Origin of the sequence: Stenotrophomonas sp. (assembly GCF_032056425.1) — a bacterium.
GTDB lineage: Bacteria > Pseudomonadota > Gammaproteobacteria > Xanthomonadales > Xanthomonadaceae > Stenotrophomonas.
On sequence record NZ_DAMBCN010000019.1, the window covers coordinates 51,885 to 68,134 of the forward strand.

Consider the following 16,250-nt stretch of genomic DNA (forward strand, 5'->3'; position numbering starts at 1 on the left):
GACATTGCCGGAACATTGCGTGGGCCACCCGGTCGGCGTGCGCATTCATCTAGCGTCATGCGCCATGAAGCCCGCCTGAAAGAACAAAGCTGAACAGAAGGGTCACAGCCCTTTCCGCAGGAAAGGGCTCCGACCCACAGCCGGCAACACCGGCCTCAGTGCCCCATCGCGCGCTGGGCCTGGCGCACCTGCTCGTGTTGCGGTTCGTCCTGCAGCTGCAGCACGTTCGGTGCGCCCTGCACCGCGCCGCTGCTCAGGGCCACGCTCTGTTCGCTTGCGGCCTTGGCATCGACCGAGGCGCGCACCGCGGCCGGGTCGCCCATCGCGCCCTGCACGGCGAACAGACGCTCACCGTTCATGCTGGGCACCACCGAATCGATGCGCTGCAGGCCGGCGGCGTGCGCATCGCGGGTGAGCGTGGCGGCGGTGGCTTCCAGCGCGTGGCGATCCTTGAACGTACCCGGCGGCAACTGCTCCAGACCGTGCACGGCCTGGTTGTACATCGGGTTGCGCGGGTGGCGTTCGTCATTCAGCAGCGGACGTTCGCGCGCATCGTTGATGGCATCGAGCGTCTTCGGGCCGATGATGCCGTCCACGGCCAGGCCGTTGTCCTTCTGGAATTCGCGCACGGCCGCTTCGGTGTTGCGGCCGAACTTGCCGTCCTCGAACAGCGGCTTGCCGTCGGCGCCCACGTAGCCCAGGTGGCCCAGCTGTTCCTGCGCCTTGCGCACGCCTTCGCTGTGGTCGCCATTGCGATGGATCTCGCTGCGCGGCGCACTGGTGGCGGACTGCGCAGGTGCGTCCTTGCCCTGTTCGTGCTGCTGGGTGTGGCTGCGGTTTTCCAGCAGGTCGCGCGCCTTGTGCAGCGGGTCTGAGGCGAACAGCTTCCAGTTCGGGTGGTTTTCCACCTGCTTCAGGTAATCCTCAACCGGCATGGTGTGCACGCCCAGCTTGCCGGTGGACTGGCTGATCAGCAGCTTGTCGGTGTTGGGATCGCGCACCACCATCACGATGTGGTCGATGCCGTTCCAGTGCTCGTGCTTGGTCTTGGCCGTATCCAGGCCGATCACCATGCCTTCCTGCAGCGCGCCCGGCTTCAGGATGTCGTCGCGCTGCAGCAGCACGCCCGAATCCTTGTAGGCCTGCTGCACGATGCCACCGGAACCGGCGAAGCCGAGCTTGATCTTGTCGGCATCGCCATAGACGGCGTGGCCGGCCTTCTGGTTGATCTCGTCCTGGGTCTTGTTCAGCATCGTGCCGACCCAGCCGGAGCAGTCCACGTAGCCCTGGTCCACGTTCTTGCCGGTGATGCCGTTGCCACGGTAGTACTGGCTGGAGGCGATGTTGATCGCGTACTTCACATCGTCGTACTTCACGCCGGCGTCGTAGGCGGCGGTCAGGGCGATGCCCGGCTTGTCCTGGTTGGCGGCAGCGGCGGCCGAGACGGTGGCGGCGGTCGGCGCCGGCACGCTCTGGGTCGGGCCCGCAGCCGCCTGCACCGGTGCACTGCGCGCCGGCGCATCGGCGCTGATCGCGGCGATGTTCTTTTCCGGAATGCTGATGCCGTCGTACTTGCGGTCGTAGTACTGGGCGAAGGTGCTGGCCAGGTCCTTGTCGGTCATCGTGCGCATTTCCGCACGGGTGTGGCCGGTCAGCGCTTCGATGTCGCTGCCGATCTGGCCCATGATGCGCGGGCGCATGTCGATCGGGTTGCCGCGGCCGTCGCGCACCATGCCGAAGGTGCCGGTGGCAATGGCGGTCTGGATGGAACCGTAACCGGCCGCACCCTGCTGGTGCGCCAGGTACAGGTCCAGGCCGGTGGGCGATGCTTCACCGGACAGGTACGGGTGGCCGGTGCGCGCGTGGCGCTTTTCCATGTCGGCCAGGTTGCGCTGGAACATGTCCGCGGCCGCTTCGGTGTTGCGGGTCGGGTCGTACTCGTGCCCGCTCAGGCCGTACTGGCGCGCCGACGACGGCAGGAACTGGAACAGGCCCTTGGCATCGGTGCGGCTGTTGTGGGCGCGTTCGTCGAACTGGCCGCCGGTCTCGATATGGGCAAAGCGCAGGAAGTCCTCGCTGGGAATGCCCTTGCGCTGCGCCACCTGTTCGATGATGTCGAGAACTTCCTGTCTGCTGTAGTCACGTTGTGCCATGACGTTTACCTCTTGGGTTGATGGAGCGGCCACTGCCGCGTTTCGCCAACCGGACTCATCCATGAGTCATCAACATGTCGGTCAACAGGTACTGCGTGAATCGATTACGGAGCGACGTAGGCCTTGCGGGCAGCGTCGTACTGATAGCGGCGCGCGTCAGCGGCGCCCAGTGCACGGGTCTGCCCTGGCGCGTCGATGGTGGTGCCGGTGGCGGCCACGGTGATGGCCGGCAGATCGCTGCCTGGCACGGCGCTGAAGCTGAGCGTGCCCTGGCTGCTGATGCAGGGCATGACCGCGCCGTCGTCGCAGGCGGCCGAATTGTCTTCGCCGGTGTGGACGGTGCCGGCGCTGGCCCAGACCTGGCCATCTTCGGAATTCTCGTAGTCCGGGTTGAACACGAGGATCTCGTAGCCTTCCACGCTGGTGCCGTTACTGAAGCTGCGGGTGGGCACGGCCAGCACCAGCTTGCCGGCGGCGGTGCGGTGTTCCAGCGGCTTGCGCTTGCCGTCCACATCCGGGGCCGTGCCATAGGCGCCGATAGCACCGATCCACGGCTCCACACCCTTCAACACCCAGGGGCGGTCGGGCTTGTCACCGCTCAGGGTGAAGGTGGCTTCGGACAGCGTTACACGGCTTTCCGGGCCCACGTCGTCTTCGCCGGGCTTGCCGAACTTCTGCGGCGTGTTCCAGGCGAAACCGGTGTAGTAGCGGGTACCGGCCACTTCATAGCTGTGGCCGAACCAGAAGGTCGCCACGGCGCCATTGGCCACTTCGTAGGACACGGCGCCATCGCCGTCCACCTGGTAGATGAAATACAGCACGCTGCCCGCGTCGGGCGGGGTGGCGACGGCAGCGGGGGTCGCGGCGGCGGTAGCGGAGTTCTGCATGGGGGCAACTTCCTGTCGTGGCGCGGCGGCGCCCTGGGGTGACGCGGTCGAGGTCGAGGGAGTGCAAGCGCTGGCCAGCAGCGAAACGGCCAGGCCAGCCAACGCCAGGCGCAATCGCGGGCGGGCAGGGGCCGGACGGAATCGGGGGAAATGGGTCATGCGCCTCTCCATGGTGTGCGGGCGTCGGGCCGGATGGCCAACGCAGAATGCCAGCCACCCGAAAGCCGGGCAGCGTGGTGTCGGGCCGGTCGATTCCTTCGACCTCGCATGGGAAAGCCCAGTGGCGCGGATCATGGCACAGGTGTGCCGGCGATCACAGGGTCGGCCGGCGACCTTCACGGCGAAACCGTGATTTGGTTCTCAAATTTTGCCGTCGCGCAGGTAGTCGAACAGTTCCGCATCACCCTTCAGTCCCAGCTTCAGCATGGCGTCGCCTTTCTGCCGGCTGATGGTGCTGACGCTCTTGTGCAGCTGCAGCGAGATTTCCTTCACGGTCATGCCGGTGCCCAGCAGGCGCAACACTTCCACTTCACGCGGCGACAGTGGTTTTCCGTCGCCTTCGCGCATGCGCCAGCTGCCGGCCTCTTCCACGCGCTCGCGCAGACTGCGGCTGATGTAGGCCTGGCCGCGATAGACCGCCTGGATCGCCTGCGGCAGTTCTTCCATGGAGGAGCTCTTGTCTACCAGGCCCAGTACGCCGCTGTCGAGCACCATGCGCAGGATGGCCAGGTTGTTGGACACGCTGAGCAGCAGCACGGGCAGGTCGGGATAGCGGCGGCGGATCATGCCGATCATGGCAAAGCCATCGGCCTGCGCGCTGCCGGGCATCGAGTAGTCGGTCACCAGCAGGTCGCAGGGTTGGTTGGCCAGCAGGGCAATCAGCGCCTGGGCATTGTCGGCTTCGCCAACCACCCGGCCGACACCGCTGGATTCAATGACGGCGCGGGTTCCGATGCGGACCACCGGGTGGTCGTCTGCGATGATGATGCGCAAGGTCATGCTCTAGTATGGCCTTCGGGCAGTGCAGGCCGCGAGCAGCGCGGGACCTGGCGGGTTCAAGGGAGAGGGTCGCAGATGCGGAACGGCGCTGTTCGTGGGTGGGTCCTGTTGCTGGGGCTGCTGGGTCTGTCGCTGGCCGCCCAGGCCGGTTCCGGACCCATGCCGATCACCCCGTTGCAGCGCCAGTTTCTGGCCGCGCACCCGGTGGTGGTGGTCGGCCAGTATGACAGTGGCTGGCCGCCCTACGAGTTCCAGCAGAACGGGGAGCTGGTCGGGCTGGGCCCAGATTACCTGTCGCTTCTGGCCCGTCAACTGGGCGTAACGCTGCAGTTCCGGCGTTATCCGGACTGGAATTCCGTGCTGGATGCGGCGTGCCGTGGCGAGATTGATGTGGTGATGAACATCGCCCTGGCCGCCGAGCGGACCCGCTGCATGGTCTACACCCGTGCCTATGCAGAGGCACCGCTGGCGATGGTGGGTCGGCCGGGCGATCTGCGCGCGTCGCAGGCGCCAGATCTTGACGGTCTTCGTGTGGTGATCGAGCAGGATTTCATGACCGGTCCGCACGTGCGGGCACGGTTCCCGCGTGCGCGGCAGCTTGTCGCAATCAACACGCAAACTGCGTTGGAAATGGTCAGAGACGACAAAGCGGACGTGTTCATCGGTAATGCCTATGTCGCTACCGAGCTGATCGCGATGGAGCAGCTGAAGGGGGTGGTGCTGCTGCGCCCCAGCGACCTTCCTCCCGAGCGACTGCATTTCGGCGTGACCAACAGCAAGCAGCCGCTTGCGGAAGCGCTGGATACGGCGCTGGCCGCCAGCAGCCCCTCGCAGCAGGACGCGCTGATGCAGCGTTGGCTGCCGCCACTGCAATGGTCGGCGTCGGCCCAGCTGGCACTCAGCCAGGCCGAGAAGCGCGTGCTGCAGGAGCCCTTGAAGATCGGTTTCCCGCCCAACGCGCCACCGTTGTCCTTCGCCGATGCGCATGAGCAGCCCACTGGGTTGGCCGCCGAATACCTGCGCCTGCTGGTACAGGCCGGGGCCAATCTTCAGGTCGAGCCCAGCCACGACTGGTTCGACGTGCGGGCCAAGGCCAAGCGCGGCGACCTGCAGGCGGTGATCGGCATTCCGGTGGATTCGCAGTACCTGGGCCCGGACTGGGTGTTCAGCCAGCCCTTCATCAGCGTGCCCAACGTCATCGTCACCGCACAAGGCAGCCCGGTGCTGCTGGGTCTGTCGGACCTGCAGGGAAAGCGCGTGCTGTTGTCCGATCCCGAACGCGTGCGTGGCTATGTGCTGCAGCAGGCGCCGCGCGCCCGCATCATTCCGGCGCGAAGCGCCGAACAGGCCCTGCAGCGGTTGGCAGACGGTGAGGCCGATGCCTACGTGGGCAACCTGGCGCTGATCGACCACATGCTGCGCAACCGCTTCCCTGCCGGCCTGCAGATTGCCGCACCGGCGGGCTTCAACGATCAGCTGGCGCTGGCCGTGAACCATCGCCATGCCGCCCTGGCCACGACCTTCGACCGCCTGCTGCTGCAGATGAGCCCGCGCGAGCGCGAGGCCCTGCGCGGCGACTGGCTGGCGGTGGAGTACCGCCAGGGGCTGCAGTGGCGGGGGGTGCTGCGCTGGCTCATTCCCCTGCTGCTGGTGCTGTTGACCGGTGCCACGGTGCATGGGCTGGGCCATTGGCGGCTGCGCCGCGAAGTGGCCGGGCGCCGCCATGTGGAACAGCGTCTGGCCGAGGTGACCGACAATCTGCCGGCCATCGTCTACCAGGCTCGCCGCGCGCCCGACGGCACGCTCACCTTCCCCTTCATCGCCGGCGACGTGCAGGCACTGTTCGGCATTCCGCGGCAGCTGGCCGTGGACAACGCGGTGGCACTGCTGGAGCGTATCGACGCCGAAGACCGCGCTGCGATCCTGCAGGCCACGGCGCTGGCCGCACGCCACTTCGCGCCCCTGTCGTTCGAGTTCCGCGTGCACACCGACGACGAAACGCCGCGCTGGGTGCGCAGCCAGGCCCACCCCTATTCCGCCGAAGCCGGGGCGGTGATCTGGAGCGGTTACTGGGTGGATGTGAGCGAGGCACGCGCGCAGGCCGACGCACTGGCCGCGGCCAAGGTCGAGGCCGAACAGGCCGCTGATGCCAAATCTCGCTTCCTGGCCACCATGAGCCACGAGATCCGTACGCCCATGAGCGGTGTGCTGGGCATGCTGGAAGTGCTGTCTCATTCGCCGCTGGACCAGGAACAGCAGCGCATCATCACGGTGATCGAGGATTCGGCGCAGATGCTGCGGCAGATCCTGGACGACATCCTGGATTACTCGCGCATGGAGGCGGGCGCGTTGCGCCTGGCGCCGGTGCCGATGCCATTGCGCCCGCTGCTGGAGAGTGTCTGCCGGCTGCTGTCGCCGCAGGCCACTGCGCGCGGCCTGGATCTGCAGGTGGAGATTGATCCACGCCTGGCGCAGGCGCACGAGGTTGATGGCGTGCGCCTGCGCCAGATCGTCTTCAACCTGCTCAGCAACGCGATCAAGTTCACGCCCCAGGGCAGTGTGCGCCTGCAGGTGGACGTGCTGGGTGCCACCGCCGAAGACGGCAGCCAGCCGCTGCGGCTGACCGTGTCCGATACCGGTATCGGCATTGCCGAAGACCAGATTCCGCACCTGTTCGCGCCGTTCACCCAGGCCGGTGCCTACATCCAGCGTGAGCATGGCGGCACCGGGTTGGGGCTGAGCATCTGCAGGCGACTGGTGCACAAGATGGGCGGCGAGCTGAGCCTGCACAGCGTGCTGGGCGAGGGTACCCGGATGGAAGTACGTGTTGCGCTGGTGGAGGCGCGTGCCGAAGACGTGGCTGCGTTGATGGCCGAGCAGGAACAGACGGCCCTGCTGCCGCCCGCACTGCGCGAGGCGCGCGTGCTGGTGGTGGAAGACCACCCGACCAACCAGGCCATGATGGCCTGGCGCCTGCAGCAGTTGGGGGTGCCACACGTGCTGGTGGGTGACGGGCAGCAGGCGCTGGACCGGCTCGCTGAAGAGACGTTCGACCTGGTCATCACCGATTGCCGCATGCCGGTGATGGATGGGTTCGCCTTCGCCCGTCTGCTGCGGGAGCGCGAAAGCCGTGGCGAGAGCGAGCGGCCCCGCCTGCCGGTGCTGGCCCTGACCGCCAGCGTGCTGGACGATGACGCGCGACGCTGCCGCGAGGCGGGCATGGATGATGTTCTGGCCAAGCCCTTGTCGCTGGCGACACTGCGGCAGGCGCTGCTGCGTTGGCTGCCGCAGGCTGCCGAGCTGGATGTCGCGGCGCTGGCTGCAGCCACGCAGGTGCCGGGTGATCCGGCCGACGCAACGCTGACCCTGCCGGATCTGGCCGCGCTGCAGCAGCGCTTCGGTTCGTTGCAGGTGGCCACGCAGCTGCGTGACAGTCTGCTGGCGGCCAGCGCCACCGATATGGCCAACCTGCACGCCGCACTGCGCGATGGCGACCGCGCCCAGCTGGTGCAGCACCTGCACCGCATGGGCGGGGCCCTGGGGGCGGTGGGTGCACAGGGGCTGGCGGCACGCGCCGCGGCGCTGGAAGCGCAGCTGCAGCAGGACGGAGGGACAGCACCGGGCCCACTGCTGCAGCAGGTGGGTGAGTTCGTGGCGCAGCTGCAGCTGCAGTTGCAACGGCTGGCTCAGTGAGCCGCATGCTTCGACTGAGCATGCTCCTGCAGATAGGCGATCACCAGCGCCCGCCGTTCAGGGCTGGGAAACGCGTTGTACATGCGCGTGCCGGGCACCATGTGGCTGGGTGACTGCAGGAAAGTGTCCAGGGTCTGCGCGCTCCATACGAAATCGGCGCGGCGCATGGCGTCGGAATAGCCGTAGTCGGGCAGGCTGCCGGCACGCCGGCCCAGCACCCCATGCAGGTTGGGACCGAAGCGATGGATGCCGCCGGCGTTCACCGTGTGGCAGCCGGCGCAGATCTCGAACGCCTGCCGCTGCGCCTGCTGGCGGGCCTGCCCAGGCGCCAGCGGTACCGATGGCGTGCGCTGGCAGCCCGCAGCGGCCAGCGTGAGGGTCAGCAGCAGGGGCAGGCAGGCACGCATGGGCGGGCAGAATAACGGTCTGCCCACGGCAATGGACTGCGACAGGGCGTCGCAGCCATCTGCTTACATGCCCGAGTAGTTCGGGCCACCGCCGCCCTGCGGGGTTACCCAGACGATGTTCTGGGTGGGGTCCTTGATATCGCAGGTCTTGCAGTGCACGCAGTTCTGCGCGTTGATCTGCAGCCGTGCGTTGTCGGCCTCGCCAACGAACTCGTACACACCGGCCGGGCAGTAGCGTGCTTCCGGGCCGGCATACTCGGCCAGGTTCACCTGCACCGGAATGCTGGCGTCCTTCAGGGTCAGGTGGCTGGGCTGGTTTTCTTCGTGGTTGGTGCTGCTCAGGAACACCGAGCTGAGGCGGTCGAAGGTCAGCACGCCATCGGGCTTGGGGTAGGCGATGCGGGTGTGCTTGGCCGCCGGTTCCAGGCAGGCGTGGTCCGGGGTGCTGTGGCGCAGGGTCCACGGCGGGTTGCGTACGCCCAGCTTGGGCAGCAGCCACTGCTCGATGCCGGTCATCAGCGTGGCCACGGTCTGGCCCTTCTTGAACCACTGCTTGAAGTTCTTGGCCTGCTGCAGCTCGGTGAACAGCCAGCTGGCTTCAAACGCCTGCGGGTAGGCGGTCAGTTCATCGTGCTGGCGGTCGGCGGCCAGCGCGTCGAAGGCCGCATCGGCGCACAGCATGCCGGTCTTGATCGCGGCGTGGCTGCCCTTGATGCGGCTGACATTGAGGTAGCCGGCTTCGCAGCCGACCAGCGCGCCACCGGGAAACACCGTCTTCGGCAGCGACATCAGCCCACCGGCGGTGATGGCGCGGGCGCCGTAGCCGATGCGGGTGCCACCTTCCAGATGCTTGCGGATGGACGGATGGGTCTTGAAGCGCTGGAATTCCTCGAACGGGCTCAGCCACGGATTCTTGTAGTCCAGGCCGACCACATAGCCGATGGCGACCTTGCCGCCGTCGGCGTGGTACAGGAACGCGCCGCCGTAGGTGTCGTTGTCCAGCGGCCAGCCGGCCGCGTGCACCACCAGGCCCGGCTCATGCTTGGCCGGGTCGATCTGCCACAGTTCCTTGATGCCGATGCCGTAGGCCTGCGGATCCTTGCCTTCATCCAGCTTGTAGCGGGCGATCAGCTGGCGGCCGAGGTGGCCGCGCGCGCCTTCACCGAAGATCGTGTACCTGGCATGCAGGGCCATGCCGCGCTCGAAGGCCGGACCGATGCTGCCGTCCTTTTCGATGCCCATGTCGCCGGTGGCCACGCCGATCACTTCACCGTTGTCGCCGTACAGCACCTCGGCGGCGGCGAAGCCGGGGAAGATCGCCACTTCCAGCGCTTCGGCCTGCTGCGCCAGCCAGCGGGTCACTTCGCCCAGGCTGATGATGTAGTTGCCTTCGTTGTGGAAGCATTCGGGCAGCAGCGCGTTGGGCGTGCTGCGCGCGCCGGTCTCGCTGAGGAACAGGAATTCGTCGCGGGTGACCTTCTGCTTCAGCGGTGCGCCGCGCTCGGCCCAGTCCGGGAAAAGTTCGGTCAGGGCGCGCGGGTCCATCACCGCGCCGGACAGCACGTGCGCGCCCGGCTCGGAGCCCTTTTCCAGCACGCATACCGACAGCTCGCGGCCGGCTTCCACCGCGCGCTGGCGCAGGCGGATGGCGGTGGCCAGGCCGGCAGGACCGGCGCCGACGATCACCACGTCGAATTCCATTACTTCACGCGGGGGCAGGGCGTTGGCTTCAGCGCTCATCGATTGCATGACTCGTGGGTAGGGCCGGCATCGGGGCCACCGGCGGTGCCTGGGAATCGCGCGTGCGGCCACGGGCGAAACGGTTGTTTGAATGTGTCAGGGTACCGGGCCGCGCGTGATCGAGCTAGATAGACGCCGTTCACCGCACGATTGCTGCAGCGCAGCGTAATGTCCCGGCCCCGAATGACCGACAATGGCCCGGTCCTGACTGCGCGTGAGTGCCATGGCTTTGCATCCGTACGATCTGTTCGATGTCCGTTCCCTGCTCAGCGAGGAAGAGCGCGCGGTGCAGGACAGCGTGGCCCGCTTCACCAACGAACGCGTGCTGCCGATCATCGGCGATGCCTTCGACCAGGCCCGCTTCCCCGAGGAGCTTGTGCCGGAGGTGGCGGCACTGGGCCTGCTCGGCGCGACCCTGCCGACCGAATACGGCGGCGGCGACCTCGGTGCGGTCAGCTACGGCCTGATCTGCCAGGAGCTGGAGCGCGGCGATTCCGGCCTGCGCAGCTTCGTGTCGGTGCAGAGCTCGCTGTGCATGTACCCCATCTACGCCTACGGCAGCGAGGAACAGCGCCGGCAATGGCTGCCGGCAATGGCGCGCGGCGAGCTGATCGGCTGCTTCGGCCTGACCGAGGCGCACGGCGGCTCCGATCCGGCCAGCATGAAGACCCGCGCGGTGCGCGACGGCAGCGACTGGCGCATCAACGGCAGCAAAATGTGGATCACCAGCGGCCCGGTGGCCGACCTGGCCATCGTCTGGGCGCAGACCGAGGACGGCATCCAGGGCTTCGTGCTGGAAAAGGGCATGGCCGGTTTCACCACGCAGGAGATCAAGCACAAGATGAGCCTGCGCGCCTCGCTGACCGGTGCGCTGTACTTCGATGACGTGCGCGTGCCCGACAGCCACCGCCTGCCGAACGTGAAGGGCCTGAAGGGCCCGCTGGGCTGCCTGAGCCAGGCCCGCTTCGGCATCAGCTGGGGCCCGATCGGTTCGGCCATCGCCTGCCTCGATGAAGCGCTGGGCTATGCCAAGGAACGCGTGCTATTCGGCCGCCCGCTGGCCGCCACCCAGAGCGCGCAGATCAAGCTGGCCGAGATGGCCCGCCGCATCACCACCGCGCAGCTGCTGGCCCTGCAGCTGGGGCGCCTGAAGGAAGCCGGCCAGCTGCAGCCGCAGCAGGTCAGCCTGGCCAAGTGGAACAACTGCCGCATGGCGATCGATATCGCCCGCGAATGCCGCGACCTGCTCGGCGGCGCCGGCATCACCACCGAGCACGTGGCGATCCGGCATGCGCTGAACCTGGAATCGGTGATTACCTATGAGGGCACCGAGACCGTGCACCAGCTGGTGATCGGCCGCGAGCTGACGGGGATCAGCGCGTTCTGACAGGGTAGTGATGCCGGTCGTTGGCCGGCATTGACGAACATGTGGGCGGCACGGATCGCCCACCCCTGAAAGCAAGGCAAATGAAGAAAAATCTCAATGGAACGTTGCTCTGTGTCTCGCTGATCACTTGGGCCGTCACGTCGCAATTGGCATGGGCAGCGGCCAGGGACGGTGAGACATGGGCGGGCGAGTATTCGCAGGCAAGCACTTTGTGTACTGAACCAGACAGCGGACGGAGCTGTGCCAACGCGTTCAGTGACCATCTTTCGATTATCGAAGATTCAACGGGTTACAAAGTTGAGCTGCACAGCACCCAGGCGATGCAGCACGTCTGCTCTTTCGTGCTGCGCATGAAGCCAGAGGCCGGAAAGCTGATTCACGATTCGGCGTCTGGTCGTGTAGCAATCGAGCGGCGTGCGGGTGTGCTCAGGGTTTCATCCGGCGGTGTTGATCCCACTGCTGCGGGATTGGGCGTGTGCGGCGCACATGCAGATATCGATGGGCTGACGTTCTCTTCGTCAGGCAAGGGCGGGTAATTGGCGGCGAGCTGACCGCGGTCAGCGCGTTCTGACGGCTATCCACGCATGGCGTGGATCTACTGTCATCCGAGCGTAGCGTGGACCTACGGGTAGATGCCAACCTTGGTTGGCATGCCGTGGCCACCGCGGTTGTGCGCGCGTTACGCGCCGCCGGCAAACCCGTGCTGGCGCCAGGCCTCGTACATCACCACGGCCACGGTGTTGGACAGGTTGAGGCTGCGGTTGTCCGGGCGCATCGGCAGGCGCAGGCGGCGGCCTTCGGGCAGGGCATCGAGCAGGTCCTGCGGCAGGCCGCGGCTTTCCGGCCCGAACAGGAAGGCATCGCCTTCTTCGAACGCCACGCTGTCATAGCGAACGCTGGCCCGGGTGCTCAGGGCGAACAGCCGCTTGGGCGCGATGCGCGCCAGCGCGGTGTCCAGGTCGGGGTGCACCTGCAGGCGCGAATACTCGTGGTAGTCCAGCCCGGCGCGCTTGAGCTGCTTGTCTTCCAGTGCGAACCCGAGTGGTTCGACCAGGTGCAGCTGCGCGCCGGTGTTGGCACAGAGCCGGATCACATTGCCCGTGTTGGGCGGGATTTCCGGTTGGAACAGGATCACGTGGAACAGGGGCGCGGCATTCATTGGTGCAGTGTACCTGCCGCCGCTGCCGCCTTTACGGCGCACGCCCTGCGCGGGGCAGGGCGGCACCGCTTACGGGCGCAGCAGCACCTGGGCGGTTTCGCTGGCCAGGGCCTGCAGGTCGGCGGCGCTGGGGCGAACCTGCAGGGTCGGCAGGTTGGTGATCACCTGGTTGGCCACCGAGGTGGCAGCAGCAGCCAGGGTGGCGGCGTAGCGCTCGGCTTCCAGTTCGGCGGCCAGGGCGATGCGCTGTTCCAGGCTGGGGCGCACTTCAACGGCGGCCAGGGTGGTGATCGGCAGGGCGGCAGCGACCGGGGCGGCGATGAAGCCATCGCGTTCGGCCAGCTGGTCGGCGCTGGGACGCACCTGCACAGCTGCCAGGGTGGGAATGCCGCTGGCCTGTTCCCAGGCCTGCTGGGCCAGCTGGTCGGCGGCCGGGCGCACCTGCACGGTGTCCAGAGTGGTGATGGATTCGGAGGCCTGCACCGACGAAACAACCGCGGTGCCGGCGATCAGGGCGATGGCGATGGCGATGGCAATGGTCTTGGCGTTCATGACGGGGCCTGTTTAGTGTTGTTGAGCGGTGGTGTGGTAGTAAGGTAGTACACCAATTCTGGGCATGCAAGAGAAATTTTCGATTTTCTTTGATTGTTCAGCGTTCAGTCAGTTTTGATCTGAAGCCCTTCCTGGCGCAGGAACGACACAGCAATCGCCGTGCCAACTTTCAAGCGTTGATTTCAAAGGGTTTTTTGCGGTCTTCGGAGTGTCCGCGGGGCGGACACCTGTCCGTTCGGCAGGCCGTGGACACTGTCCGGACGCGTTGGCGCCGCTTACGTGACCGCCAAGGCGGGGCGGTCTGGCGCCCCCAGGGCAGTGACTGCTGGCTGATACCGGGCGGGCGGGACACACGCTAGGATCGGCATTCACCAACGTGACCAAGGATCTGGAAATGTCTTTCGCCCTGCGCCCGCGCACCGCGCTGCTCGCCGTTGCCCTCAGCACCGCCCTCGGCACGCTTGCGCCGACCACCGCCCTGGCGGCCAAGCCGACCGCGCCGGCCAAGGTGGACATTCCCTTCGAGCAGTTCACCCTGCCCAATGGCCTGCGGGTGATCGTGCATACCGACCGCAAGGCGCCGATCGTGGCGGTGAACGTCTGGTACCACGTGGGCAGCAAGGACGAGCCGGCGGGCCGCACCGGCTTCGCGCATCTGTTTGAACACCTGATGTTCCAGAGCAGCGAGAACCACGACGGCGAATACTTCGAGCCGTTCAAGCAGGTGGGTGCCACCGGCCAGAACGGCACCACCAATACCGACCGCACCAACTACTTCGAGAACGTGCCGACCACTGCGCTGGACATGGCGCTGTGGATGGAGTCCGACCGCATGGGCCATCTGGTGGGCGCGATCGACCAGGCCGCGCTGGACGAACAGCGTGGCGTGGTGCAGAACGAGAAGCGCCAGGGCGAGAACCAGCCCTACGGCCAGGTCTGGGAAAAGCTCAACCGCGCGCTGTACCCGGCTGGCCATCCGTACCACCACAGCGTGATCGGGTCGATGAACGACCTCAACGCTGCTTCGCTGGATGACGTGAAGACCTGGTTCCGCACCTGGTACGGCCCGAACAACGCGGTGCTGGTGCTGGCCGGCGACATCGACCTGGCCACGGCCAAGGAAAAGGTGGCGCGCTACTTCGGCAGCATCCCGGCCGGCCCGACCATGGCGCAGCCGAAGGTGGACGTGGCCAAGCGTGCCACCGACACCCGCGAAGTGATGACCGACAAGGTGCCGCAGGCGCGCATCTACCGTGCCTGGAACGTAGCCCAGGTCGGCACGGCCGACATCGACCAGCTGCAGCTGCTGGCCGAAGTGCTGGGCGGTGCCAAGTCCTCGCGCCTGAGCCAGCGCCTGCAGCACCAGGACAAGCTGGTGGACAACATCAGTGCCGGTGCCTATGCCTCGCAGCTGGGCTCGAACTTCATCGTGATGGCCACCGTGAAGCAGGGCCAGGATCCGGCCCGTATCGAGAAGATCATCGACGAGGAAATCGAGCGCCTGCTGAAGGACGGCCCGACCGCCGATGAACTGGCGCGCGCCAAGACCGGCTTCCGCGCCGGCTTCATCCGTGGCATCGAACGCATTGGCGGCTTCGGCGGCAAGGCCGATGCGCTGGCCGAGTGCACCGTCTATACCGGCGACCCGGGGTGCTTCCGCACCTCGCTGGCCAACATCGACAAGGCCACCGCCGCCGATCTGAAGCGCCTGGGCGCACAGTGGCTGGATACCGGCAGCCACACCCTGGTGGTGGAACCGGGCGAACGCGTGGCCCTGAAGGAAGAAGCCTCGGCCACGCCCAAACCGTTCAACGTGCCGGCCGTCGACAGCAGGTACAGCACCCTGCCCGAGCAGGTCGACCGCAAGGCCGGCGTGCCGCAGACCCGTGAATTCCCGCAGTTGAAGTTCCCGGCGCTGCAGCGCGCCACGTTGAAGAACGGCACCCAGGTCGTGTTGGCCGAGCGCCACGAGATTCCGGTGGTGCAGTTCAGCTACCAGTTCCCGGGCGGCTTCACCGCCGACCAGGGGCGCAAGCCGGGCACCGCCAACTTCACCATGAACCTGATGACCGAAGGCGCCGGCAAGCTGGGTTCGCTGGCCTTCGCCGAAGCCGCCGACGCGCTGGGTGCCCACCTGGATGCCTCGGCCGGCCTGGATTCGGTGGACGTTGAACTGTCGGCATTGAAGGAAAACCTGGTGCCGTCGCTGGCGCTCTATGCCAGCCTGCTGCGCGAACCGCGCTTCGAGCAGGGCGAGATCGACCGCGTCAAGGCCTCGTGGATCGCCGGCATCCAGCAGGAAAAGGTCAACCCCAATGCAGTGGCCATGCGCGTGCTGCCGCCGCTGCTGTACGGCAAGGGCCACCCGTATGCGATTCCGTTCACCGGCAGCGGTGACGAAGCAGCCATCGCCAGCCTGGCCCGCGAAGACCTGGTCGACTTCCACCGCGACTGGCTGCGCCCGCAGGACGGCACCCTGATCGTGGTGGGTGACACTACCCTGGCCGAGATCGTGCCGCTGCTGGACAAGCAGCTGGGCGACTGGAAGGCCAGTGGTGATGCGCCCACGGTCAAGGCCACTACTGCCGTGGCCCTGCCCAGCGCGCCGCGCGTGTTCCTGATCGACCAGCCGGGCGCGGTGCAGGCCAACCTGTTCGCCGGCCAGGTGGTGCCGCCGTCCAGTGATGCCGGTTCGACCCGCTTCGACATCGCCAACGGCGTGATCGGTGGCGACTTCACCTCGCGCCTGAACATGAACCTGCGCGAGGACAAGCACTGGTCCTACGGCGCCCGCACCATGGCCAGCAACACCGTGGGCCAGCGCCCGTGGATGGCGATGGCGCCGGTGCAGATCGACAAGACCGGCCCGGCGCTGGCGGAAATGCGCAAGGAAATCGCCGGCTTCGCCGATGGCAGCAAGCCGGCCACCGACGCCGAGGTCAACCGCATCCGCAACATCCAGACCCTCAGCCTGCCCGGTGCCTACGAGACCGCAGATGCGGTGGCCTCGACCATCGGCAACATCGTGCAGTTCAAGCGCCCCGACGACTATGTGCTGCGCCGCAAGGCCGAGATCGAAGCGATGACCCCGGCGCAGGTGCAGCAGGCGGCCGCCACGCTGAAGCCGCAGGCGCTGACCTGGGTGGTGGTGGGTGACCTGAAGCAGACCGAGGCCGCCGTGCGCGCGCTGAACCTGGGCGAGGTGACCGTGATCGATGCCGAAGGCAACCCGGTGAAGAAGTAAGGGGATGACCCGGCCAGGGGTCGGATCCC

General features: G+C 66.9%; 11 protein-coding genes. 4 read left to right on the forward strand and 7 right to left on the reverse strand.

The annotated features are described in order from the left end of the window. Positions 1 to 155: 155 nt before the first annotated feature. From RTY46_RS13405 to RTY46_RS13415, 3 genes are all read right to left on the reverse strand, one after another. Positions 156 to 2,153 carry a peptidoglycan-binding protein gene (locus tag RTY46_RS13405; protein WP_312708931.1) on the reverse strand — a complete coding sequence of 666 codons (1,998 nt, stop codon included), beginning with the start codon at positions 2,151 to 2,153 and terminating at the stop codon, positions 156 to 158. Positions 2,154 to 2,257: 104 nt separating this feature from the next. After that, positions 2,258 to 3,040, reverse strand: coding sequence for a hypothetical protein (locus RTY46_RS13410; RefSeq protein WP_312708933.1), 783 nt, complete (start codon positions 3,038 to 3,040; stop codon positions 2,258 to 2,260). A 360-nt stretch (positions 3,041 to 3,400) separates the two neighbouring features. Continuing rightward, positions 3,401 to 4,039, reverse strand: coding sequence for a response regulator transcription factor (locus tag RTY46_RS13415; RefSeq protein WP_312708934.1), 639 nt, complete (start codon positions 4,037 to 4,039; stop codon positions 3,401 to 3,403). A 75-nt stretch (positions 4,040 to 4,114) separates the two neighbouring features. Between RTY46_RS13415 and RTY46_RS13420 the strand changes: the two genes are divergently transcribed. Then, positions 4,115 to 7,732 (forward strand): transporter substrate-binding domain-containing protein, encoded by a 3,618-nt coding sequence (locus RTY46_RS13420; protein WP_312708936.1) that lies wholly within the window; start codon positions 4,115 to 4,117, stop codon positions 7,730 to 7,732. Here the strand turns inward: RTY46_RS13420 and RTY46_RS13425 are convergent. Both RTY46_RS13425 and RTY46_RS13430 read right to left on the reverse strand, forming a co-directional pair. Next, positions 7,726 to 8,139: a c-type cytochrome gene (locus tag RTY46_RS13425; protein WP_312708938.1), complete on the reverse strand. Its 414-nt coding sequence runs from the start codon at positions 8,137 to 8,139 to the stop codon at positions 7,726 to 7,728. The genes RTY46_RS13420 and RTY46_RS13425 overlap by 7 nt on opposite strands. Positions 8,140 to 8,202: 63 nt before the next feature. Continuing rightward, entirely contained in the window at positions 8,203 to 9,879 is a 1,677-nt protein-coding gene (locus tag RTY46_RS13430) for an electron transfer flavoprotein-ubiquinone oxidoreductase (protein WP_312708940.1), read from the reverse strand. A 223-nt stretch (positions 9,880 to 10,102) separates the two neighbouring features. Here RTY46_RS13430 and RTY46_RS13435 point away from each other — a divergent pair, with 223 nt between their 5' ends. After that, positions 10,103 to 11,266: an acyl-CoA dehydrogenase family protein gene (locus RTY46_RS13435; protein WP_312708942.1), complete on the forward strand. Its 1,164-nt coding sequence runs from the start codon at positions 10,103 to 10,105 to the stop codon at positions 11,264 to 11,266. 80 nt (positions 11,267 to 11,346) lie between these two features. Then, a complete protein-coding gene (locus RTY46_RS13440) occupies positions 11,347 to 11,802 on the forward strand; it encodes a hypothetical protein (RefSeq protein ID WP_312708944.1) in 456 nt (151 codons plus the stop codon). 143 nt (positions 11,803 to 11,945) lie between these two features. Here RTY46_RS13440 and RTY46_RS13445 read toward each other — a convergent pair whose 3' ends face one another. Next, positions 11,946 to 12,425: a tRNA (cytidine(34)-2'-O)-methyltransferase gene (locus RTY46_RS13445; protein WP_079224780.1), complete on the reverse strand. Its 480-nt coding sequence runs from the start codon at positions 12,423 to 12,425 to the stop codon at positions 11,946 to 11,948. Positions 12,426 to 12,494: 69 nt separating this feature from the next. Continuing rightward, positions 12,495 to 12,977, reverse strand: a complete 483-nt coding sequence (locus tag RTY46_RS13450) for a hypothetical protein (protein WP_312708946.1) — start codon at positions 12,975 to 12,977, stop codon at positions 12,495 to 12,497. Positions 12,978 to 13,371: 394 nt separating this feature from the next. Between RTY46_RS13450 and RTY46_RS13455 the strand changes: the two genes are divergently transcribed. After that, a complete protein-coding gene (locus tag RTY46_RS13455) occupies positions 13,372 to 16,221 on the forward strand; it encodes a pitrilysin family protein (protein ID WP_312708947.1) in 2,850 nt (949 codons plus the stop codon). Positions 16,222 to 16,250: the final 29 nt, after the last annotated feature.